The organism is Spirosoma lacussanchae, assembly GCF_005870035.1.
GTDB classification, from domain to species: Bacteria; Bacteroidota; Bacteroidia; order Cytophagales; family Spirosomataceae; genus Spirosoma; species Spirosoma lacussanchae.
The window spans coordinates 1,484,454-1,505,261 of the sequence record NZ_SWJG01000001.1; the positions used below are offsets into that span (position 1 = coordinate 1,484,454).

22 protein-coding genes are annotated in these 20,808 nt (G+C 55.6%); 15 read left to right on the forward strand and 7 right to left on the reverse strand.

Annotation, left to right across the window (positions count from 1 at the left end):
* The first annotated feature begins 122 nt into the window (after nucleotides 1–122).
* From FBR45_RS06135 to porG, 6 genes are all read left to right on the forward strand, one after another.
* Entirely contained in the window at nucleotides 123–725 is a 603-nt protein-coding gene (locus tag FBR45_RS06135) for an anthranilate synthase component II (protein WP_138500302.1), read from the forward strand.
* Between the two features lie 13 nt (nucleotides 726–738).
* Nucleotides 739–1,515: an alpha/beta fold hydrolase gene (locus tag FBR45_RS06140; RefSeq protein WP_138500304.1), complete on the forward strand. Its 777-nt coding sequence runs from the start codon at nucleotides 739–741 to the stop codon at nucleotides 1,513–1,515.
* Between the two features lie 137 nt (nucleotides 1,516–1,652).
* Nucleotides 1,653–2,321, forward strand: a complete 669-nt coding sequence (locus FBR45_RS06145) for a CBS domain-containing protein (RefSeq protein WP_138500306.1) — start codon at nucleotides 1,653–1,655, stop codon at nucleotides 2,319–2,321.
* Between the two features lie 104 nt (nucleotides 2,322–2,425).
* A complete protein-coding gene (locus FBR45_RS06150) occupies nucleotides 2,426–3,301 on the forward strand; it encodes an NAD kinase (RefSeq protein WP_077920316.1) in 876 nt (291 codons plus the stop codon).
* Nucleotides 3,302–3,463: 162 nt separating this feature from the next.
* Nucleotides 3,464–4,444, forward strand: coding sequence for a DUF6089 family protein (locus FBR45_RS06155; RefSeq protein ID WP_138500308.1), 981 nt, complete (start codon nucleotides 3,464–3,466; stop codon nucleotides 4,442–4,444).
* Between the two features lie 26 nt (nucleotides 4,445–4,470).
* Nucleotides 4,471–5,139, forward strand: a complete 669-nt coding sequence (porG, locus tag FBR45_RS06160) for a type IX secretion system protein PorG (RefSeq protein ID WP_171044844.1) — start codon at nucleotides 4,471–4,473, stop codon at nucleotides 5,137–5,139.
* 108 nt (nucleotides 5,140–5,247) lie between these two features.
* Here the strand turns inward: porG and FBR45_RS06165 are convergent, their stop codons facing one another.
* Together FBR45_RS06165 and FBR45_RS06170 are read right to left on the reverse strand one after the other, a co-directional pair.
* On the reverse strand, nucleotides 5,248–6,966 hold the full coding sequence (locus FBR45_RS06165; RefSeq protein ID WP_138500310.1) for a GMC oxidoreductase: 1,719 nt from the start codon (nucleotides 6,964–6,966) through the stop codon (nucleotides 5,248–5,250).
* Nucleotides 6,967–6,981: 15 nt separating this feature from the next.
* A complete protein-coding gene (locus tag FBR45_RS06170) occupies nucleotides 6,982–7,581 on the reverse strand; it encodes a gluconate 2-dehydrogenase subunit 3 family protein (protein WP_138500312.1) in 600 nt (199 codons plus the stop codon).
* A 411-nt stretch (nucleotides 7,582–7,992) separates the two neighbouring features.
* On the opposite strand from FBR45_RS06170, the gene FBR45_RS06175 reads away from it, so the two are divergent.
* A complete protein-coding gene (locus FBR45_RS06175) occupies nucleotides 7,993–8,784 on the forward strand; it encodes a M23 family metallopeptidase (RefSeq protein ID WP_171044869.1) in 792 nt (263 codons plus the stop codon).
* A gap of 2 nt (nucleotides 8,785–8,786) precedes the next feature.
* Here FBR45_RS06175 and FBR45_RS06180 read toward each other — a convergent pair whose 3' ends face one another.
* The 5 genes from FBR45_RS06180 to FBR45_RS06200 all read right to left on the reverse strand — a co-directional run bounded on the left by FBR45_RS06180 (nucleotide 8,787) and on the right by FBR45_RS06200 (nucleotide 13,467).
* Nucleotides 8,787–9,893, reverse strand: coding sequence for a carboxylate-amine ligase (locus FBR45_RS06180; protein ID WP_246082124.1), 1,107 nt, complete (start codon nucleotides 9,891–9,893; stop codon nucleotides 8,787–8,789).
* Nucleotides 9,894–9,995: 102 nt separating this feature from the next.
* The gene (locus tag FBR45_RS06185; protein ID WP_138500315.1) at nucleotides 9,996–10,202 is read right to left on the reverse strand and encodes a hypothetical protein; all 207 of its coding nucleotides are present in this window, start codon (nucleotides 10,200–10,202) and stop codon (nucleotides 9,996–9,998) included.
* Nucleotides 10,203–10,271: 69 nt separating this feature from the next.
* The gene (locus FBR45_RS06190) at nucleotides 10,272–11,750 is read right to left on the reverse strand and encodes a CCA tRNA nucleotidyltransferase (RefSeq protein WP_138500317.1); all 1,479 of its coding nucleotides are present in this window, start codon (nucleotides 11,748–11,750) and stop codon (nucleotides 10,272–10,274) included.
* Nucleotides 11,747–12,277: an L-threonylcarbamoyladenylate synthase gene (locus FBR45_RS06195; protein ID WP_138500319.1), complete on the reverse strand. Its 531-nt coding sequence runs from the start codon at nucleotides 12,275–12,277 to the stop codon at nucleotides 11,747–11,749. The genes FBR45_RS06190 and FBR45_RS06195 overlap by 4 nt, the downstream gene beginning before the upstream one ends.
* 182 nt (nucleotides 12,278–12,459) lie before the next feature.
* Nucleotides 12,460–13,467, reverse strand: a complete 1,008-nt coding sequence (locus FBR45_RS06200) for a nitrilase-related carbon-nitrogen hydrolase (protein ID WP_138500321.1) — start codon at nucleotides 13,465–13,467, stop codon at nucleotides 12,460–12,462.
* Between the two features lie 153 nt (nucleotides 13,468–13,620).
* Between FBR45_RS06200 and bshB1 the strand changes: the two genes are divergently transcribed.
* The 8 genes from bshB1 (at nucleotide 13,621) to FBR45_RS06240 (ending at nucleotide 20,700) form a co-directional block, all read left to right on the forward strand.
* Nucleotides 13,621–14,340, forward strand: coding sequence for a bacillithiol biosynthesis deacetylase BshB1 (gene bshB1, locus FBR45_RS06205; RefSeq protein ID WP_138500323.1), 720 nt, complete (start codon nucleotides 13,621–13,623; stop codon nucleotides 14,338–14,340).
* 133 nt (nucleotides 14,341–14,473) lie between these two features.
* Nucleotides 14,474–14,836, forward strand: a complete 363-nt coding sequence (locus tag FBR45_RS06210; RefSeq protein WP_077920306.1) for a hypothetical protein — start codon at nucleotides 14,474–14,476, stop codon at nucleotides 14,834–14,836.
* A gap of 13 nt (nucleotides 14,837–14,849) precedes the next feature.
* Nucleotides 14,850–15,470, forward strand: coding sequence for a TetR/AcrR family transcriptional regulator (locus FBR45_RS06215; RefSeq protein ID WP_138500325.1), 621 nt, complete (start codon nucleotides 14,850–14,852; stop codon nucleotides 15,468–15,470).
* A 161-nt stretch (nucleotides 15,471–15,631) separates the two neighbouring features.
* Nucleotides 15,632–16,612: an NADH-quinone oxidoreductase subunit B family protein gene (locus FBR45_RS06220; protein WP_138500327.1), complete on the forward strand. Its 981-nt coding sequence runs from the start codon at nucleotides 15,632–15,634 to the stop codon at nucleotides 16,610–16,612.
* A gap of 95 nt (nucleotides 16,613–16,707) precedes the next feature.
* Nucleotides 16,708–18,303 carry a nickel-dependent hydrogenase large subunit gene (locus FBR45_RS06225; protein ID WP_138500329.1) on the forward strand — a complete coding sequence of 532 codons (1,596 nt, stop codon included), beginning with the start codon at nucleotides 16,708–16,710 and terminating at the stop codon, nucleotides 18,301–18,303.
* Nucleotides 18,304–18,357: 54 nt separating this feature from the next.
* Nucleotides 18,358–18,828 carry a hydrogenase maturation protease gene (locus FBR45_RS06230; protein ID WP_138500331.1) on the forward strand — a complete coding sequence of 157 codons (471 nt, stop codon included), beginning with the start codon at nucleotides 18,358–18,360 and terminating at the stop codon, nucleotides 18,826–18,828.
* 51 nt (nucleotides 18,829–18,879) lie between these two features.
* Nucleotides 18,880–19,185, forward strand: coding sequence for a hypothetical protein (locus FBR45_RS06235; RefSeq protein WP_138500333.1), 306 nt, complete (start codon nucleotides 18,880–18,882; stop codon nucleotides 19,183–19,185).
* A 15-nt stretch (nucleotides 19,186–19,200) separates the two neighbouring features.
* Complete coding sequence (locus FBR45_RS06240; protein WP_138500335.1) at nucleotides 19,201–20,700, forward strand: tetratricopeptide repeat protein; 1,500 nt, start codon at nucleotides 19,201–19,203, stop codon at nucleotides 20,698–20,700.
* The last annotated feature ends 108 nt before the right edge of the window (nucleotides 20,701–20,808 follow it).

The following is a 20,808-nucleotide window of genomic DNA, read 5'->3' on the forward strand; positions in this document are numbered from 1 at the left end:
AAATTGAATAAAATCAAGTTAATTAAATGTTAAACGTCTGTAAATCAACAATGATTATATAAATGATTTTGCCTTTTTGGGGAAACTATTAATTTTGCGATACCAGATTGCGTTACAGAAACATGAAGTTGCTGCTGCTCGACAATTATGATTCGTTTACCTTCACGCTGGTCGATTATTTACGACAGGCGGGGGCCGACTGTCGGGTAGTACGCAACGATGAGCCGTTCGAGCATCTGGTCGCCCAGCCGGTCGATGGCGTTGTGCTGTCGCCGGGGCCGGGTCGTCCCCAACAGGCTGGACGGCTGCTGGAGGTTATCGACTACTACCACCGGCGGGTGCCTATGCTGGGGGTTTGTCTGGGACATCAGGCCATCGGCGAGTGGGCCGGGGCCAGCCTGAGTCCAGCCCTTCAGCCGATGCATGGCAAAGTGTCGCGGGTGCGGATCGGTACACACCCTGACCCGCTGCTGACCGGCCTACCGGATACGTTTTCGGTCACGCGCTATCACTCGCTGGTGCTGACCCAGCTCCCCGCCAGTCTGGACTGTATACTGGAGACCGATCTGGGCGAGGTGATGGGAATCCGCCATCGGACGTTACCGCTCTGGGGGGTTCAGTTTCACCCGGAGGCCGTACTGACCGAGTGGGGCCTGCCGTTACTGACCAACTGGATCAAAATTGTTCAAAAACTAACCCAAAACCAGTATCTACCGCATCGTTAACTGTTTAATGCGCATGAAGTACACAATCAGAGAAGAAGCGGGATTCCGCTACGTTGACGAAGGAGAGGGCGAAGTGCTGCTGTTATTACACGGTTTATTCGGCGCTCTCAGCAACTGGGACGACGTAATCCAGACCTTCTCGAACCGATACCGGGTTGTTATTCCGATGTTGCCGATCTACGAAATGCCGATCCGGCAGGCCAGCCTGGAAGGGCTCGTAGCGTTCATCGAAAAATTTGTTGCCCAGAAAGGATTACAGGACCTGACGTTGCTGGGTAACTCGCTCGGTGGTCATCTGGCAATTCTGTATACCTTCAAAAATCCCGATCAGGTTCGTCGGCTGGTGCTGACGGGCAGTTCGGGGCTGTTCGAAAACGGCATGGGTGGCTCGTTTCCCAAGCGCGGCAGTTACGACTACATTGCTGAGCGGGTAGCCTACACGTTCTACGATCCCAACGTGGCCTCGAAGGAGCTGATCGACGAGGTGTTTGAGATCACCAGCAGCATTCCCAAGTGCATGAGTATCGTATCGATTGCCAAGTCGGCCCAGCGCAACAACGTCGGTAAAGACCTGCATCAGATTCAGGTACCTACGCTGCTGGTCTGGGGGCTCAACGATACCATTACCCCGGCCAACGTGGGTCATGAGTTTAACCGGCTCATCACTCATTCAGAACTGTACTTCATCGACCAGTGCTGCCACGCGCCGATGATGGAGTGCCCGGCCCGGTTCAACGAGCTGCTCGAAAGCTGGCTGGCCCGCCATCCGGTTGGCGAACTGGTAGACTAGGGTACGGGGCTGGCGAGCGGGTTCGAAGCCCGCAGCCCGGCCTATACGCTACGCACCCGGCCTTTTAAATAAGATTTGGAAACTATGCCGGAAATTCTGTAGTTTTCTGGCATACAGTTTTCTTAGACACCATTCATATGCTGGCTGCCGAACTTATTGACCCCATGCTCCCGGCGCTAAAACCGTCTGACTCTGTCGGACAGGCTTTAGACTGGATGCAGGAGCACCGCATCGGGCAACTGGTGCTGACTGATCAGAGCGAATACCAGGGCGTAGTAACCGAAGAGTTGCTCATGGATGTAGCCGACGAAGAGCAGCCCCTGAGCAACGTAATGCGGCTTTTTGAACAGAATTACGTGTTCGATAATCAGCATTTGTATGAGATTCTGAGCCTAGTGATTCAGAACCGGATGGATGTCGTGGCGGTACTGAACGAAGGGCGTGAATTTATCGGAACGGTCTCGGCCAACGAACTGATTCGGCAGTTTGCGCAGGAGCTGGGCGTTCAGGAAGCCGGTGCCATTCTGATCCTGAGTTTGAACGAACGCGATTATTCAATGGCCGAGATCAGCCGGCTGATCGAGTCGAACAACACCAAAATTGTCAGCAGCTATTTTTCCAGCGCAGCCTACGGGCAACCCGACCGCTCGCGACTGACGCTCAAACTCAACCGGCGCGATATCACCCTCGTGATTTCAACGCTCGAACGGTTCGGGTATCAGATCGAAGCTGCTTTTGCCAACACACCCGTTGACAGTATCGATCAGGAGCGGCTCGATTCGTTGCTTCGTTATTTAAACACCTAGTTTTGGTAGTTTCGCTCCCTGGTTCTGGTCAGCCATCACCTGACTGAAAACGCGGGTGTAATCCGCTTCCGGAACCTCATGCCGAAACCTGTAAACGCTCTTCCATGAAAATCGCCATTCACGGGCGTAACTTTCCCGAACAGGCCCGACCGTATATCCAGTCTATGTTTGAAGAACTGGCAAAACGGCAGGCCGATGTGCTTATCTCGCAGGGGTATCGCGAGTTCCTCGACAACGCTGGCATTACTCATTACAGCACCGCTACCTACACCGTTGACGAAGGCCTTGCCGATGCTGATTTCATCTTTAGCCTGGGGGGCGACGGTACCCTGCTCGATGCCGTAACCCACGTTGGACCCCGGCAGATTCCGATCATTGGTATTAACATTGGGCGGCTGGGCTTTCTGGCAACAGTGGCTCCCTCATCGATCCGACTGATGATCGATGCGCTCTTTAACGAGCAGTACAGCATTGATGAGCGAACCCTGGTTAGCGTCAGGTCGAGCCAGGAGATATTCGGCCAGCTTCCGTTCGGTCTCAACGACTTCACCATCACCCGCACCCAGACCTCGTCCATGATTACGGTACATACCTATCTGGATGGCGAATTTCTGAATTCGTACTGGGCCGACGGGCTGATCGTTTCTACGCCGTCGGGTTCTACGGGGTACTCGCTCAGCTGTGGCGGGCCGGTACTGCTGCCGCAAACCAACAATTTTATCATTACCCCGATCAGCCCGCATAACCTGAACGTACGGCCCATGATTGTAATGGACAGTTGTCAGCTGGCGTTTGAGGTTGAGAGCCGGAGTGGGAATTTTCTGGCCGCTCTCGACTCCCGGTCGTTCACGGTTGAAACGTCGGTGCGGATCAGCGTACAGAAGGAAGCGTTCAAAGCCAGGTTGGTTAAGCTCGGCGACGATAACTTTCTGAACACCCTTCGGAGCAAACTTAACTGGGGCTGGGATATCCGGAATTGAAACCAGACGGGCGTTTTTGTCAATTAACGGTCCAATCAATGGTTTGACAGGCGGTATGTCGTACATTTTTTGTCTTTTCGCCAATAATTTTAACAATACCTCCGTTTGGGAATTGGCTGGCTTTTGGGGCCAGCGGGGGTTGATTCACGTATTTTACGCTTTATGAAAACATATCAGTACGTAGTAGCAGGCGTTGCGGTTCTTTTATTACTGGCAACCCGGGCTACGGATAGTGTAGCCCAACGCCGACCAAACACTCGTTTTGCCCCTTACTCCGCCGTCTCCCTGGGAGTCGGCTCCTCGCATTATTACGGTGAGCTGGCTGGTTACCGGCAGCCGCTGCGTGCTACGTTTATCATGCCCCGCTGGAACGTTGCCCTCGGGTATACGCGTCAGTTTACGCCCCATTTTGCAGCCAGAGCATCGTTTACCTGGGCGCGCGTTGCGGGCGACGATTACACCTTCAGCAAGGCGAACCCCACCTTGTTTGCGGCTCAGTACGCCCGAAACCTCCACTTCCGGAACGACCTGAAAGAGTTTGCCGTAACGGGTATTTATAATTTTATCGAAGACGGACGCAACTCGAACGCACGGGCCAAATTCACGCCTTATCTGTTTGGTGGCCTGGCCTTGCTGGCTCATGCACCGGAAGCCCGCACGCCTACCGAAACCAACAACAACAATGGCGAGTACGAAGCCCGAAAATGGGTAAAATTACAGCCGCTTCGCACGGAAGGACAGGGCCAGCCCGGCTACGACAAGCCCTACTCGCTGGTAACGCTGGCTGTGCCGGTAGGCTTTGGCGTTCGGTACAGGCTGAACGATAACTTCGACCTGGGCGCCGAAATCGGGTTCCGGCTTACGTTCACCGACTACCTTGACGATGTAGGCGGCAACTATGCCAGCCCGGAAGCCGTGCAGGGACTTGGCGCTATCATGGCCGACCGGCGTTTCGAACGCGATGCCGCCCGTGTCAATACGGATCGCTACACGGTAGCGCAGGAGTTGTTTGCCGCCGATCCCAGTCCTTTTCAGAGCGAGATTCGTGGAGCCAACACGGTGTTGAAAGATGGCTACCTGCTGACTAATTTCTCCGTTCGTTACATTATTCCGGGTCGGATTAAGTGCCCACCCATCAAGTAATACCGGTTGGGTTTCTCCACACGTCTATGAGGCATAGAATCAAAATGGCCTGGCTGGTAATAGCCGGGCTTTTTATCAATCTGACTACGCTGGCGCAAAAAGCCGAGATTGGCGGTGGGCTGGGGGGAATGCTGTACAAGGGAGACGTGTCGCCCAGCCTTAACCCCCGCTTTTACATGCCAGCGGCCAACATGTTCTTCCGGTATAATGCCACCCGGTCAGTGTCGTTCCGGGGGGGACTGGCCATCGGAGGTATCAAAGGCGAAGATCGGGTGAGCCGTGACCCGCTTCAGCTCGCCCGCGATTATTCGTTCAACAGCCGGGTCAGCGAAGCAACGATCGACATTCAGTACAACTTCTTTTCCTACAAACCGCAACCCAAAGTTCGGAACTGGACACCGTACGTCTTCGGAGGAATCGGTCTCTTCAGCGTTCGTAACTCGGTGGTGCGCGCCAGAGGGTATATGACCTTTCCAATCGGGGTGGGCGTAAAATACGAAATCAAACGCCCCTGGAGCATCGGTGCTGAGTTTGGTACCCGGTTCACGAACAGCGACTATCTGGACGGCCTCGGCGACGTTACCTACGGCGTCACGACGGCCAAAAACGCCCAAGGAAACCCCGCTCTGCGCGACAGCTACACCTATACCGGCATCATGGTAAGCTATACCTTCTACAAGATTTTCTGCCCGTAGAGACGCGACCCCTCGCGTCTCAGCCCGCGACCCCTCGCGTCTCTGTTCATCACGTTTCTTGATGATGCCAAAAGAGACGCGAGGGCTGGCGTCCCGGCCCTCGCGTCTCTACAGGTTCTTCTTGGTCAGCTGGTCTACCGCATAATTGGCCGCGCGGGCGGTGAGTGCCATGTACGTCAGCGATGGGTTCACGCAGGACGAAGAGGCCATGGCGGCTCCGTCAGTGACGAACACATTTTTGCAGTCGTGGACCTGGTTGAATTTGTTCAGCACCGACGTTTTCGGGTCTTTGCCCATGCGGGCCGTACCCATTTCGTGGATACCCAGGCCCAGGTGAACATCCTGCCGGTTATTACCCGTAATATTCTTGAAACCGGCGGCATCGAGCATTTCGGCGGCCGAGTTCATCATGTCTTTACGCATGGCGATCTCATTCTCGCCAAAGGCGGCATCGAACACGATGAGGGGAACGCCCCATTTGTCTTTCTTTACCGGGTCGAGGTACATGCGGTTGTTCGGATTGGGTAATACCTCGCCGAAGCCGCCAAACCCGATGGTCCAGGCGCCGGGTTGTGTCATCTGCTGTTTGAACGACGCGCCAAAGCCGTCCATGGCCACGCCCCGTTTCCAGTCGCTTCTACTTGCTCCGCCCTGGTACCCAAAGCCCCGCAGGTAAGTAGTCTGCCGGTCGCTGCCCCAGTTTCGGAAGCGGGGAATATACAGGGCGTTGGGCCGCTGGCCGTACATCAGGTCTTCTTCGAATCCCTCAATGGTGGCGTTGGCACCGGCCCCCAGATGGTGGTCCATGATGTTGCGTCCAACCTGATCACTATCGTTGCCGAGGCCATTCGGAAACCGGCTCGACCGGGAGTTGAGCAGCAGCGCGGCCGTATTCATTGAGCCCGCGTTGAGAAAAATAATCCGGGCCGAATAGTCGGTAACGGCCAGGGTATGCTGGTTAACGACCCGAACGCCGGTGGCGCGGCCTGTTTTATCATCGTAGATCAGCTCAGCCGCAATGCTGTCGTGCAGAATGTCCAGCCGGTTGGTAGCCCGGGCCGCCGGAATCGCTCCGGATAGTGAGCTGTAATAGGCCCCATACGGACAGCCCCGGCTGCATTTGTTACGGAACTGACACGACGCCCGGCCCAGCGCCGTATGCCACGGCTGCGGTTGGGTCAGGTTGGCCACGCGGCCAATGGTTACCGGACGATTGAGCTTCTGCTTCATGGTCTCCCGAAAAAAGCGCTCGGGGGGCGACATTGGCATGGGCGGTAGAAAATGACTGTCGGGGAGTACTGCCAGCTGCTCGGCCTGCCCGCTCACGCCCACAAACTTCTCGATATAAGTGTACCAGGGCGCCAGATCAGTATAACGAATGGGCCAGTCGACCCCGATGCCTTCTTTCGCGTTTGCTTCAAAGTCGGCGGGGTTCCAGCGGTAGGTTTGCCGGCCCCAATGCATGGACTTGCCGCCCGTATGATAAGCCCGAATCCAGTCGAACGGCCGTTTTTCGACGTACGGGTTCTGCTGGTCGTTGGTCATGAATCCAGCTTTATCGTCCTGAGCCATGCCCACAAACCGGTTGTTGGCCCATAACTCTTCGGCCGAGCGAACGGGGACTTTATCCCGGTGCTGAATTTCCCAGGGCGCCTTCATCGCCGTATCGTAATCGTCGATATGCTTCACCTCGCGGCCTCGCTCGATCACGAGTACACGCAGGCCTTTCTGGGTTAGTTCCTTGGCCGCAATGCCGCCAGTCATGCCCGACCCCACCACAATAGCGTCGTAGCGATGGGTTTTATCCGTCGTTAGGTTTAGATTCATAAAGGTAGGTAGGGGTTAATAGGCGTAGTTTTTCTGACCGGGCTTAAGCTTGATGAGTTCGTACTTGCCCGGAATCGGTACATAATTGAACGACGCCTGCAGACCTGCTTCGGACGTGAAGTAGCCCAGCAGCGTCAGTTCCTTCATAAGCCGCCAGAAGGGTAGCCCCGTAGCCTGTTTTTTCATCAGTTCTTTATCTTCATTATCGCCCATTTTCGTTTGCTGCACCTGATAAGCCTTCATGAGCTCTTTGGTCTCCGCTTCCAGCCGCCGAAGCGTTTCGGTTTGATCGGCCGTTGACTGGCTCAGAAAACCGGCCTGCTGGAGCTGCTCAACCCCCGCCACAAAACTCTGGTGTTCGGGTTGCAGATAGCAGTCCTGCAGCATCATTTCGATAAAAGCCGGTACGCCGACTTCTATAGCGCCCGGAGTATCGGTCTTTGGAATAATTAACTCAGCCACCGTCGCAACAAGACTGCGCTGGTCTGAAGTGAGGGTAAATCCGCCCGGAACCCGTTGGTGCCGGCCCCGGCGGTCCATAGCCAGCAGGGTAGGGGCCGAGAGGGTGCTTCCGAGTAGCAGCGAGATATGAGAAAGCGCGTTTCGTCGATTCATTCTGGAACAGGGCTTATAGTATTTACCAATAAGACAAAATAATAGGATAAACTACAGGTTTGCTTCCTTCAGAAGACTTGCTTTTACATTATTTTTTCAGGCTGGTATTTTTCGCTGGTGGGAGCCTGACCAGCAAAAGGCGCCTTACCCCCAGACGGCGCGGGTCTGTCCGGAACTGCCATGGTATCAGGCCGATTGCCGCCTGGCTGATCCCGTACCCGGCGGATAAGAACGTACACCCGCGGGAATGCCCGGCCCGGTGGCGAGCGGCCTGGAGGTGCCTGATTACACTCAGATGGTATACTGTACGGCAGGTCGCCGGGGTCGACGGCCTTATTTACCGCTACTTTCCGTATTTTTGGGCACTTGACCTTAATGTAACAGGTAGTGAAAGTTGACGTATTGTCGTTCATGCGGGTAGCAGGTATTCTGGGGGCAATTGTGATCGGGAGTTTAAACGTAGCTTCATCGCAGGTTGTATCGGCCAATTCGGTAGAGCCAACTGTCTACGCCTATTGCCAGCAATTTCAAACCCTGTACACCCTGATTCGTGAACAGCGGGTAGCGCCCGACTCGGCCCGTATAGCCTTTAGTGGCATCATGAAAGGACTGCAGGAGCGTTTCAGGAGTGTTGACAGCTTCCAGCCCGATTCGGCCCAACGCGACAGTCTGCGCCGGACGGGTCGTTACTTTGCGTTCCCGCTGCGTGGGTATGCGCCCAGTGCCATCGGAGGCACTCACGGCGAAGGGTACCGGGGGAACGGATTTGATTTGTTCGACTACAACGTACGCGGGAGCCACCCGGCCCAGGATATATTCATTTCAGACCGAAATCAGGATTATCTCGACGACCGGACCCGGCAGCCGGTCGATATTCTGTCGATGAGCAACGGCCTGGTATTGGGAATCGAAACGGGCTGGTTACCGGGTTCCGAATACCGGGGGGGCAACTGGATCTGGATTTACGACCCAACCCTGCATGGCCTTTTTTACTACGCACACAACAGCCACATCACCGTTGCGCCGGGGCAGTGGGTACAGGCCGGGCAGAAAATTGGCGAAATGGGCCGAACGGGGTTCAACGCCTACAAAAGCCGGTCACCGACGCACCTGCACCTGATGTATTTACAGATACAGCCCGACGGTCTTCCCTTGCCGCTCAATACCTACAGCTGGTTGCTTTCGGCCCGATTGAGCCGGTAAGATCATCTGGCCGTTTCGGTAATCAGGTAGTCAACAACGTCTTCCAGACTCTCGGTCCGCTCAAAAACGGCCCGTTGCCGGCTGGCCCCGTTGCCCTCCCGAAAAACTTTATCGATCAGCCTGGTTATTTCTTTTCGGTCGCCGTAAGCGTCCAGCGCCGGGCTTACGTAGGTCAGTAGCTGATCGACCAGTTGCCGGGCCGGAACTGCCTGGGCTGCCTGTACATCGATGAGCTGGTCAGTCAGGCCAAAGCGCGCTGCCTGCCATTTGGCTGCCTGTATCAATTCGGTTCTGACGTGGCGGAAGGGGGCGTATCGCTCAGCGTCCCAGGCACAGGTTCGGGCCAGCGCGCGCGCCAGTCCGGCAATCAGAACCGCTTCGTCGACGGTTAAACAAACATCCGTTACCCGAAACTCGAGCGTATCGTAATGCGACGACGGCCGAACATCCCAGTAAATCTTGCTGGCATCGGCAATGATGCCCGTAGATGAAAGCTCGTTGACCAGCTGCTCGTAGTCGGCCCAGGCGTCGAAGACCTGCGGAATGCCAGCGGTGGGCCAGCGCCCCCATATCTCGGTGCGAAAACTGGCATAACCGGTATCGGTGCCAAGCCAGAAGGGTGAGTTACCCGCCAGTGCGAGCAGGACCGACAACCAGGGGCGCGCCCGGTTCATGACCTGTATGGCGATTTCCCGATCCGGGATGCCGACGTGCACGTGGCAGCCAAAGATCAGCTGCTCTCGGGTGAGCTGCTGAAAGTCGGTAGCCAGGTCGCGGTAGCGGGCTCGCCGGGTCAGCTTCTGGTCTTCCCAGTGCGAAAAAGGATGGGTGCCAGCCGCCACGATGCGATTTCCCGTTTTCCCGGCGGCTGTAATCAGCTCGCTCCGCAGTCGGTTCAGTTCGTCGCGCACCTGGCCGAGGGTCTGGCAGACGGGAGTGCCAATTTCGATCTGCGATCGGTACATTTCGGGGGTTACCTGATCGCCGACGGTAGCCCGCGCTTCCGGGAGAATGAGCTGCGCGTCGGACTGTAGCTGCCGGGTTTCGGGATCAACAATCTGATACTCTTCTTCAACGCCCAGGGTAAAGGCTTCGTCGGGAATGGCCACGGATAGACGGGTTTGGTTGTGTGCTGACTCGGGGAGCCGGTGTTTACAACCCACCAGCCCGAAAGAGTAACCCGCCTGTCTGTAAATTGTTGGCCGTGGTTATTATGACTCCCGCACCAGGTTGACGCCGGTAATCAGAAAAATCATACCGACGATGAACGGGGCGGCTGACTCGGCCTTGTTAACGCTCATCCCCAGAACGGGTTTGCCATCAGACAGAAAGGCCACAAGGGCAAACAGGACGACGACAACCCCCAGGATGGTCAGCGATGCGCCAAAGAAGCGCCGGAAATTGGTATTATTCTCCACGGTGTTAACTGAATAAACGATGAATGATAAACAGGGAATGAGGACAATGAATGCTCAAAATAAGCGGATTCATTGGTCATTGTTCACGATTGTTTTGGCAACCAGGCCGCGTTTTCGTCCCTCTTCGAGCAAAAACGGAAGCGCCTGATCGAGCGTATTGGGAACAAGACCGTCCAGCACGGCTTCGCGAACCACGGTTTTCAGCTCGCCTACTTCTTTGGATGGCGGCAGACCGAACGTTTCCATGATGAGTTCGCCCGTTATGACGGGCTGGAAGTTGCGTAGCTTGTCGCGCTCTTCCAGATCGTGCAGCTTCTGTTCGACCTTATCGAAGTTACGCAGATGTTTCTGGACTTTTTCGTAGTTCTTCGAGGTGATGTCGGCGCGGCAGAGAGCCATGAGGCCGTCGAGTTCGTTGCCGGCATCGAACAGGAGCCGGCGCAGGGCCGAGTCGGTAATCTGCTCTTTGGTGAGCGCAATGGGGCGCAGATGCAAACGGACCAGCGTCTGTACAAACCGCATATGCTCGTTGAGCGGCAGCTTCAGGTTTCGGAAAATACGCGGTACCCAGCGGGCCCCCAGGTCTTCGTGGCCGTGAAAGGTCCAGCCGGCTTTCTGGTCAAACCGTTTGGTAGCGGGCTTGGCAATGTCGTGCAACAGGGCGGCCCACCGGAGCCACAGCTCGTTTTCGGGGGTGACGGCGTCTTTTTTCGAGCGGTTGGCAATGTTGTCGAGGACCTGCAGCGTATGGTAAAAGTTGTCTTTGTGGCCTTTCCCTTCTACCGTCTCTACCCCCTTCAGGGCAATCAACTCCGGGAAAATGCGCTCCAGCAGCCCCGCGTGGTACAGTAGTTTGAACCCATACGAAGGCGTTGACGACAGAATGATCTTGTTCAGTTCGTCGGTGATGCGCTCCTGCGACACAATGCTGATCCGTTCGTTCATCCTGACGATGGCGTCGAAGGTGTCGGGCTCAATATCGAAGTTTAGCTGCGACGCAAACCGGATGGCCCGCATCATCCGGAGCGGGTCGTCGGAGAACGTAAGGGCCGGGTCGAGCGGGGTCCGGATGGTTTTTCGTTTCAGGTCTTTGAGCCCGTCGAACGGGTCGAGCAGGGTGCCGAAGTCTGACTGGCTCAGGCTGATGCCCATGGCGTTGATGGTAAAATCCCGGCGGTTCTGGTCGTCTTCAAGGGTGCCGTCTTCAACAATTGGTTTGCGGGAGTCGCTTCGGTACGATTCCTTCCGGGCGCCAACAAACTCAACCTCCCAGCTGTCGGTGGTCGGGCTGCCAGGCTGGTTTGTGCGTAGCATAGCGGTGCCAAAGTTCGGGAATACGGCAACGGGCGTGCGCAGCGCCTGACCCACGGCTTCGGCCAGCGTAATGCCACTGCCTATGCAGACCACATCGATATCTTTCGACGGGCGTCCCAGCACCAGATCGCGTACGAACCCGCCAATTACGTAGGCTTTTACGCCCATCGAATCAGCCTGTTGGGCGATGGTCTCGAAAATCGGGTTTTTATGGAGTGTGTCGCTAAAATTCATTTTCGTATAAACTGCACCTCGCCATTTACCCCCAGCCGCATGATGCGGGGCCATCTGGGCATGCCGGGTAGCGTTCCGAACCGCTCAGCAACGAGCGATTCAGCCGCCGGTGGCAGGCTCAGCGACTCGAATGGAATGGTCAGCAAGCCGCGGCCAAAACTGCCGATCAGCCGCTGAATGTCGGGATTGAGCGACCGCCGAACGGCCACTGTAGCCGTATCAGCCAGGGCCGATGCGGCCAGGTTTTTGCCCTGATCGTAGACGACAATCAGCGGGTTTTCGGCAAACTCAACCAGATCGAAGGCTACATCGGGCACTTTAGCCACGTAAAGACCCAGCTGATCGGTATGCTGAATGAGCACGGTGGGCTGCAGCTGAGCAGGCAGGCTCGTTCGAAGGCTGAGCAGCGATTGAACAGCTGCGTCATTAGTCGGATCGGCGGCTACCGACCAGCCAGTTTCGTCGGCTAGGGCAATCAGCTGGCCCTGCCGCAGTTGATAGGCGATGTCGCGGATGCTTGCGGTCATAATGTAATAACCCGCAAAAATACGCCAAGTTTGGCAGAAGTATGCAGTGGTAGGCTCCGGTCTGCCCTTTACCCGACCGGTTGCAGCCCGATAACTGGTGTTTGGCGCATGGGTCTGGCCAGTTACCGGTTTGTCCGGAAAACTGAAAAAGGTCCCGGCAGGACCTTTTTCGGTTGAATGAATCAGGAGTAGAGTTTTTTGATCACTTCCTGCTGTGTTCGAACAAAGTGGGGGCGTTCGGCGGGTTGACTCAGCAGGGTGTCGGGGGGGTAGATGCTGGTCTGGGCGTAGCTCTGGGCGTACAATTCATTGCGCTGGCGGGCCAGCAGGTTGCCGGCTGCGGGCCGTTGCCGGAACTCGCGCAGGGCTGCCAGGTCAATATCGGCGGTGGCCGCCAGACTCTCGCCCTGGGCGGCTTCGGCCAGGATCATACCGCGGGGGTCAATGATTTTGGACCCACCGTTATGGGTTGCCGACGGAATCGGGCTATCGATGACTCCGCCCGCGTTAGCCGATACAACGTAGGCCATATTCTCGATGGCTCTGGCCTGTTTAGCTACATTTTTCGGACTAACCAACGGGCTGCTCACGTCGGCCGTAGCGTGCAGGAGCACTTCGGCTCCGCGCATGGTCAGGCAACGGGCTACTTCCGGAAACAGAATCTCGTCGGAGGCAATGCAGGCCAGGGTTCCGATGTTTGTTTTGACAACCGGGAAAAGGGAATCGTAACCGTACGCATCCAGATACAGTTCCCAGACATCGTGGGGCGTGGGGGTGTACATGGCGTTCAGTCGCCGGTAGCGCAGCAGCACATCGCCGTTAGGACCCATGATGAAGCTGGTCTGAAAGTACAGTTCCGGAAAAAAAGCATCCTGTTCGTAAACGTTGCCCGAAAAATAGATTTGCTGCCGCTGTACCATAGCGCCCAGAGCCTCGTATACGCGTCCGTCGATCTCGAGGGCGGCTTTTTCGCGCCACTGTTCCGTGGTTTCGCTAAGCGGTGGGCCCGTCAGGAAAGACTCGGGTACTACGACCAGCAGGGTGTCTTTGCCGATGAAGTTGATAGAAGCGGCAATCTGTTGTTCAAGGCGTTCGATGGTCCTAAGCATGGCCGCTTCGGCTTCATCGCGGGTCTGGAAGGTGTTAACGGTCTGGCAGGCTAGTTGAAGGGCCAGGGCTTTGTATGACATGAGTGAGTGGGATGGCTACCGCCAAAATAACGGGTTTCGCCGATAAAATGACAGGGCAGCGGATTGCTCGTGAACAAAAATCCGCCAACAATGATTGATAGACTAGTTAACGACCCCCGATCTGAACAACGTTTTTTGTTCACACACTGCCCCATGATCGTAGATGTACTGGCCATAGCCGCCCACCCCGATGATATTGAAATGACCTGCGCCGGTACCGTGCTGTCGCTGATTGAAAAAGGCCGAACGGTGGCAGGCGTTGACCTGACCCAGGGCGAACTGGGTACCCGTGGCACGCCACAGATCCGGTTGCAGGAAGCGGCCGAAGGAGCCCGGCTCATGAAGCTGTCGGCCCGGGAGAACATGGGGTTTCGCGATGGTTTCTTCCGCAATGACGAAGAACACCAGATGGCGCTGATCCCCATTATTCGGCACTACCGCCCCAAAATTGTACTGACCAATACGCCCGACGATCGCCATCCCGACCATGGCCGGGCTGCGCAGCTGGTCGTTGAAGCCTGTTTCTATGCGGGCCTTCGGCAGATCAAAACAGTGGACAAAGACGGCCAGCCGCAGGAAGCCCATCGCCCTGATTTCATTTATCACTTTATTCAGGATCGCTCGCTCCGTCCCGATTTCGTAGTCGATATTTCGACTTACTGGGATCAGAAAATAGCGGCAATCAAAGCCTACAAAAGTCAGTTTTTCAATCCGGACAGCAACGAGCCGCAGAGCTACATTTCGGGTGAGCCGTTTATGAAGTTTCTCGAAGCCCGCACCCGCGAACATGGACACATGATTGGCGCTGAATTTGGAGAAGGTTTTGTAACAAAGCGTATGCTGGGCGTACAGGACCTGTTCGCGCTGGTCTAGTCCCGGCTCTTAGGGCGCATTGGTTTGACTGTCAGCGGTTTCGTTGCAGGCTGGTTTTTAACGGCGGGGTTAGGCAAACGTTTATTATAGTTGTACTTTAGCTCCTTCATTACCCGCTTCACTGCCATTGCGTATGAGAAAAAAGCCGTTTAGTATCGACCAGGCTGCCTATGCTAACCTGCTGGCGGGTATCAACAACCTGCATTTTACCGAACGAAAAGGAAATCTGTCCGATTTTCACCTGTACAGCAACGACCAGTGGCTGGCCGATACGGCCGTTATCGAACAGCTGACCCGGTCGAAAGGGGAGTGGCAGGTCGATCTGCTGTTCGCATCCATTTATAACCCGCTCAAATTTCTGAAGCGGCATATTACCTCCCATGTCTGTCCGAAGCGGGCGGCTCAGCAGGCTCATTTTATGCGTCGACTGGCGGCCAAAGACCAGCGCGGTACCCTGACCGTTTCGGCCGATCAGCTTAACCCCTGTCTCAACTGATCCAACATTTGCTATGCTGTCTACCAAGCAACGTATCCTGAATGCATCCGTCAAACTCTTCAACGAATATGGCGTCGATGCCGTACGGTTACAGCAGATTGCGGAAGAGATCGGGATCAGTGTTGGTAATCTGGCCTACCATTACAAATCGAAAGATGCTATCATCGAATCGGTTTATGAACAGGTCATCGACGAGTTCAGCCATATATTTCGGCAGTACCTGCAAAGCCCCGAGCTGGCCGACTTTGATCAGCAGCTGAGCTTGTATTACCAGTTTTTCCAGGCCAATCAGTTCTACCTGGCCGAATTTTTCAAAGCCAGCACCACCCCGGGCGATCATACGGTGGCCTGGCAGCAGGCAGTCAATAAAATGCTGCTTCAGCTCCGAAGCTGGCTTCTGTTCCATCAGCAACGGGAGGTGCTCAAGCCCGAACCGACACCCGGTTTTTACGATCAGCTGGCGCAGTCGCTCTGGATGTCGCTGGTTTTTTCGCCGATCTTCAACACCATGCGCGGGCTGCACAGCACCGAAACAAGTTACAAACAGACCGTCTGGAGTCATATCCGGCCTTATTTCACCGAGCAGGGCCTGGCCGAATACCAGGCCGACGTGGTGCCCCTGCTGAGCTACTAGCCACAAGCCCCCGTTTTACCATCGATTAGCCCTGAAACCTGCTGACAGCGAGGTAGGTATCGTCGTGAAAAAGAATTAGAAAAATTTTTCTAATTAAAAATAAAAATTACATTTGTGCTTCATATAGTTCAATAATTAACTGTACTTAAACCCGTACTTTCATGGCTAATGTACTCTGGCTGCAGGGGGGCGCGTGTAGTGGCAATACTATGTCGTTCCTGAACGCCGAAGAACCGACGGTCGTCGATCTGGTGACCGATTTCGGCGTCAATATTCTATGGCATCCGTCCATCGGTTTGGAAATCGGCGATCAGGTCACGCATCTGCTGCAGGACATTCTGGCTGGCCGGGTACAGTGTGACATCCTCGTTTATGAAGGGAGTATCATTCAGGGGCCGAAGAATACCGGTACGATGAACTACTTCTGCGAGCGGCCTATGAAAGACTGGGTCCTGGAACTCTCTAAAGTGGTAGGATACGTGGTGGCTATAGGCGACTGCGCCACCTGGGGCGGTATTCCGGCGGTGGCTCCCAACCCGAGCGAATCGACCGGAATGCAGTTTCTGAAAACAGCGAAGGGCGGTTTTCTGGGAGCGAACTACGTATCGAAGGGAGGTCTGCCCGTAATCAACATTCCCGGCTGCCCGGCCCACCCCGACTGGATTACCCAGATACTGGTCGCCATTGCAACGGGGCGGATCGGCGATGTGCTGCTCGACGATTACCACCGCCCCAAGACATTTTTTACGGATTTTGTACAGACCGGCTGTACCAACGTCATCAGCTTTGCCCAGAAAGTTGACGGTGGCTTTGGCAAGCGGGGCGGTTGCCTGTTCTACGAAGTGGGGTGCCGGGGTCCCATGACCCGCGCCAGCTGCAACCGGATTCTCTGGAACCGGCAGTCGAGCAAAACCCGCGCTAACCATCCCTGCCTGGGCTGTACGGAGCCGGGTTTTCCGCATCATGACCTTCAGAAAGGGAGTGTCTTTAAAACCATGCATTACCTCGGCTTCCTGCCTAAAGACACCCCCACCGGCACTTCTAAACTAGGCTATTACCTACGGGCTGGTTTCGAAAAAGTGGTCTCCGGTACCGAGCGCACCATCGGTGTAAAGCAACCCCAGTTCGATTCATCCAAATAATGAACCGTTGCGTGATTGGCGTAACCCGCCGGTTGCGCTGCTAGCGACCTGTGGGCGGTTCATTCATGCATTCACTCCGTAAAGAACGACCAACAATGGCAACCCAGAAAGAACTGAATATTTCGCCCGTAGGGCGGGTTGAGGGCGACCTCGACGTAAAAGTATATATGGAAGATGGCGTGGTAACGCGGGCGCACACGCAGGCGGCCATGTTCCGGGGTTTTGAGAAAATCATGGAAGGCAAAGACCCGCAGTCGGGCCTGATCGTCACTCCCCGTATCTGTGGCATCTGTGGCGGTTCGCACCTGTACTGCGCTTCGTCGGCGCTCGACACGGCCTGGCAAACCACCCTGCCGCCCAACGCGTTGCTGCTGCGGGCCATTGGTCAGGCAACGGAAACCATTCAGAGTATTCCGCGCTGGTTCTATGCCATTTTTGCTACCGATATGGCCAATAAGAAGTTTGCCAACAAGCCGCTCTACGATGAGGTCGTTCGCCGGTTTGCGGCCTACGTGGGAACCTCGTTTCAGAAAGGAGTAACGGCCAGCGGCAGACCCGTAGAGGTGTATGCTCTCTTCGGGGGTCAGTGGCCGCACTCCAGCTATATGGTACCGGGTGGGGTTATGTGCGCGCCCACACTCAAGGACGTTACCCGGGCCCACGCCATCATGAACCAGTTTCGGAAAGACTGGCTCGAGAGTATCTGGCTGGGCGCCCCCATCGAGCGGTATATGCAGGTAAAAAGCTGGGACGACTTGCTGGCGTATATTGACGAGAACGAATCGCAGCGCAACTCCGACCTGGGCCTGTTTGTGAGGGCTAGCCTGGAGTTTGGCCTGCACAAGTTTGGCCAGGGCGTCGGCAAATTCGTTGCCTACGGGACCTATCTGCATAAAGACCACTACCAGAAACCAACGGTCGATGGACGAAACGCGGCTCTTATCAGCCGGAGCGGCTTCTTCGACGGCACGAATTACAGCGTGTTCGACCATATGAAAATTAAGGAGCACGTGCTGCACACCTGGTTTGAGGATGTACCCCCGGCACACCCCTGGGAAGAGCCATTGCCAACGCCCCTGCCGTCGCAGAACCTGCACAGTACCGATTTTGGCGGGAAATACAGCTGGTCGAAGGCGCCCCGCTACATGGACTATGCGGCTGAAGCCGGTCCACTGTCGCGGGTGCTCATGAACGCGAACCCCGACAATCTACTGTCTCATCAAATCTATGATCCGCTCTTCGGCGATGTATACAAGCAGCTGGGCGCTAACGTGTTTACCCGTACCCTGGCACGGCTGCACGAGGCTCCGCGGCTGTATACGCTGATTGATGAATGGCTTCGGCAGATCGATCTGAACAGCGAGTTTTACATCAAGCCCGAAGAAAAGGACGGTAAAGGATTTGGCGCCACCGAAGCGGCCCGGGGCGCGCTGGCCCACTGGATCGAGATCGAAAATGGCGTGATCAAGAACTACCAGGTTATGGCACCCACTACCTGGAACGTTGGTCCCAACGACGACCGGGGTAACCCCGGCCCGATCGAAGCCGCGCTGGAAGGCACTGAAATCGAAGACCCACACGACCCCGTTGAGGTCGGTATGGTGGCCCGCTCGTTCGATTCGTGCCTGGTTTGTACTGTTCATGCCCACGATGCCCAGTCCGGCAAGGAGCTAGCCAACTTTAAATTGTGAATGAGTGGCCCAGTCCAGCGTCACGCCATCACTCATGCACTCAATTGCTCATCTATGAAAACCGCCATCATGGGTTTTGGGAATCCCGTTCGGAGCGACGACGGGATTGGCTGCTACGTCATCGACCGGCTCCGGGCCACGCTCGGGTCGGTCGATGACGTCAGTTTGTTCGACATGGGTACGTCGGCTTTCGAGGTACTGTTCCAGCTGCAGGGCCACGAGCGCATCCTGATCGTTGATGCCGTCGTAAACACCGGCGAACCACCGGGTACGCTTTACAAAGTACCGGCCCAGGCAGTGGAAGCGGCCATTCAGGATGATCCGATGGTGTTTTTGCACAGCCTCAAGTGGGACCAGGCGCTGTCGTATGCCCGCAAAATCCTGCGCGATCAGTACCCCGACGATGTACAGGTCTACCTGATTGCAGTCGACAATACCCGCCTGGACGTTGACCTCTCCGAATCGGTCCGGGCCGCCGGCGATCGGGTCGTTGACCTGATTCTGGGCGATATGGTTCCGGGCTGAATCCCCGATTCGGCAGCAGCGTGAACAGCCATCACATGATATCATTGACCAATGGTACGACTGAAAAACAGCCACCTGCATATCGATGCATCGGTGGTCAGGACGGCTTTCGGTAACGATCCGCAGGTGAGTCTGGTGTACTATCCCGACCGGCAGACCTTACTGGTTGCCGGCAAATCGAAAGCGTTTTTCGAGAAGATACATAAAACTGACTGGGTCGTACTGAAAGACCGGAACCTGCTGGGCGACAAAACAATACTCCTGCGAGAGATCCTGATCGATCACGACATCGACGATACCGACCGGGAACTCACCTACGACCTGAAGACGACGGGTATTCTATCCGTTCACCTCTAGCGTTTCTGACTCATTATGATTTATCTGACCCTGGCTACCGATAATCCGACGAGTGTTCAATCCATTATAGATGCCGAGTTTCGCCTGAACGAACTGATAAAGGTATGCTCCTTATCGGATGCCCCGCCCGACAGCCTGACCATTCGGGAGGAAACCATCGAGCTACCCCTCGACTGGGCGCAGCGCTTGCCGCCCGTACTGTTGCCCAGCCCCCTGCGCTGTACACCTGATACGCTGCTGGCTGTTGTGTACCTTTACCTCGGCAACTGGGAGAATGTATACGAACACGCCCAATACGACCGTCATCTGGCCGACGCCCTTGACCTGATCAACCGGCTACAGGCGGGCGTTTCGGTCGAATTGCCGGCTGCACCCGTCAACGGGTCCGGGAGTTTTGACCACTATCGGCGGTGGCATAACCGAGCCGTAGCGGCTCACTACGGACTCATCGATACACCCGAAGAAACCATCCGACAGGCCTACCAGGCAGCTATCAGCCAGGCGCCCGACGCCGGGCACCGGGCATTCACGACCCGCCATTATGCTACCTTTCTGGCCGACCTGGGTCAGCTTGCCGAAGCCGATCAGCTGATAACGGAGGTTGCCAAAGCGGGTCTCTCTACCGATGCCGCAATCGAGTTGCTGGCTGTGCAGACGAGTATCTGGCTGCAGCAGCTCACCGTTCCGTACGACGAAGCGCTGCTGACCCAAACCAAAGACGGTTTATGGCGGGTGCTGCAACATTACGAAGGGCAGCACCGGCTGCCGCAGGTGGGCATGTTGCTCCTCGACGCGGCTCAGGTGGCTAATTTTCAGAACAGCTTCGCCGAAGCGCTGGGCTACCTGAGCCGCGCCATCAACCTGTTTCGGGAAGAAGAGTTGCCCGAACTGGTGGCTAACGCCCAGTACCGGAAAGGCATTCTACTGTATACCTGGGCGCAGCATGGTAATCCGCAATTTTACCGGCCGGCCATGGAAGCGTATCAGGAAGCGCTCAAGCTGTTTACCCAGCAAAACGCCCCCGCCATCTTTGCCGATATTCAGCATCATCTGGGCGTGATCTACGCCAAAATTCCCGACGAAGCCCGCAAGAAAGGTATCTGGGCCGCTATATCGTCGAGTTCGTTCAAACACGCGCTGGCCTACTATACTAAAGAAGCGTTTCCGTACGAATACGCCACAATCTGCAACCACTTCGCCAATGCCATGACCAGCTATCCGCAGGCGGCCCGATCTGATAATTATGCCAAAGCCATTGGGCTGTACCGCGATGCGCTGACGATCCGTACGGCAGACCGATATCCGTATGAGCGGGCGCTGACTATTCTGAATTACCTCGAAGCGGGCTGGTACGTAGGTGAAGATGATCCGCAGCACCAACGAACTCTCTATGCGGATATGGTCCGAAAGGCTCGGGAGGTCAGCAGGCTGGTCGAGGACGAAAACCTGATTCGGGAGGCTGATCAGCATCTGCTTAAACTGGCTGATATTCAACAGGATATTTTATCTGTCTAAGGGCCGGTGCTACCAAGCAATGTCTTTCTTTGATACAATTAGAAATATTTTTCTAATTGGGTGTTCGTTTTACGTATCTTTCACTAATCAAAGATTAATTTTACCCAT

Bases quoted from the DNA above. Each gene is read 5' to 3' on its own strand.
- porG (WP_171044844.1), top strand. From the start codon at position 4,471: ATGAGGCATAGAATCAAAATGGCCTGGCTGGTAATAGCCGGGCTTTTT.
- FBR45_RS06230 (WP_138500331.1), top strand. From the start codon at position 18,358: ATGAAAACCGCCATCATGGGTTTTGGGAATCCCGTTCGGAGCGACGAC.
- FBR45_RS06220 (WP_138500327.1), top strand. From the start codon at position 15,632: ATGGCTAATGTACTCTGGCTGCAGGGGGGCGCGTGTAGTGGCAATACT.
- FBR45_RS06140 (WP_138500304.1), top strand. From the start codon at position 739: ATGAAGTACACAATCAGAGAAGAAGCGGGATTCCGCTACGTTGACGAA.
- bshB1 (WP_138500323.1), top strand. From the start codon at position 13,621: ATGATCGTAGATGTACTGGCCATAGCCGCCCACCCCGATGATATTGAA.
- FBR45_RS06135 (WP_138500302.1), top strand. From the start codon at position 123: ATGAAGTTGCTGCTGCTCGACAATTATGATTCGTTTACCTTCACGCTG.
- FBR45_RS06150 (WP_077920316.1), top strand. From the start codon at position 2,426: ATGAAAATCGCCATTCACGGGCGTAACTTTCCCGAACAGGCCCGACCG.
- FBR45_RS06165 (WP_138500310.1), bottom strand. From the start codon at position 6,966: ATGAATCTAAACCTAACGACGGATAAAACCCATCGCTACGACGCTATT.
- FBR45_RS06200 (WP_138500321.1), bottom strand. From the start codon at position 13,467: ATGTCATACAAAGCCCTGGCCCTTCAACTAGCCTGCCAGACCGTTAAC.
- FBR45_RS06175 (WP_171044869.1), top strand. From the start codon at position 7,993: ATGCGGGTAGCAGGTATTCTGGGGGCAATTGTGATCGGGAGTTTAAAC.
- FBR45_RS06215 (WP_138500325.1), top strand. From the start codon at position 14,850: ATGCTGTCTACCAAGCAACGTATCCTGAATGCATCCGTCAAACTCTTC.
- FBR45_RS06145 (WP_138500306.1), top strand. From the start codon at position 1,653: ATGCTGGCTGCCGAACTTATTGACCCCATGCTCCCGGCGCTAAAACCG.
- FBR45_RS06240 (WP_138500335.1), top strand. From the start codon at position 19,201: ATGATTTATCTGACCCTGGCTACCGATAATCCGACGAGTGTTCAATCC.
- FBR45_RS06225 (WP_138500329.1), top strand. From the start codon at position 16,708: ATGGCAACCCAGAAAGAACTGAATATTTCGCCCGTAGGGCGGGTTGAG.
- FBR45_RS06170 (WP_138500312.1), bottom strand. From the start codon at position 7,581: ATGAATCGACGAAACGCGCTTTCTCATATCTCGCTGCTACTCGGAAGC.
- FBR45_RS06235 (WP_138500333.1), top strand. From the start codon at position 18,880: ATGGTACGACTGAAAAACAGCCACCTGCATATCGATGCATCGGTGGTC.
- FBR45_RS06195 (WP_138500319.1), bottom strand. From the start codon at position 12,277: ATGACCGCAAGCATCCGCGACATCGCCTATCAACTGCGGCAGGGCCAG.
- FBR45_RS06210 (WP_077920306.1), top strand. From the start codon at position 14,474: ATGAGAAAAAAGCCGTTTAGTATCGACCAGGCTGCCTATGCTAACCTG.
- FBR45_RS06190 (WP_138500317.1), bottom strand. From the start codon at position 11,750: ATGAATTTTAGCGACACACTCCATAAAAACCCGATTTTCGAGACCATC.
- FBR45_RS06155 (WP_138500308.1), top strand. From the start codon at position 3,464: ATGAAAACATATCAGTACGTAGTAGCAGGCGTTGCGGTTCTTTTATTA.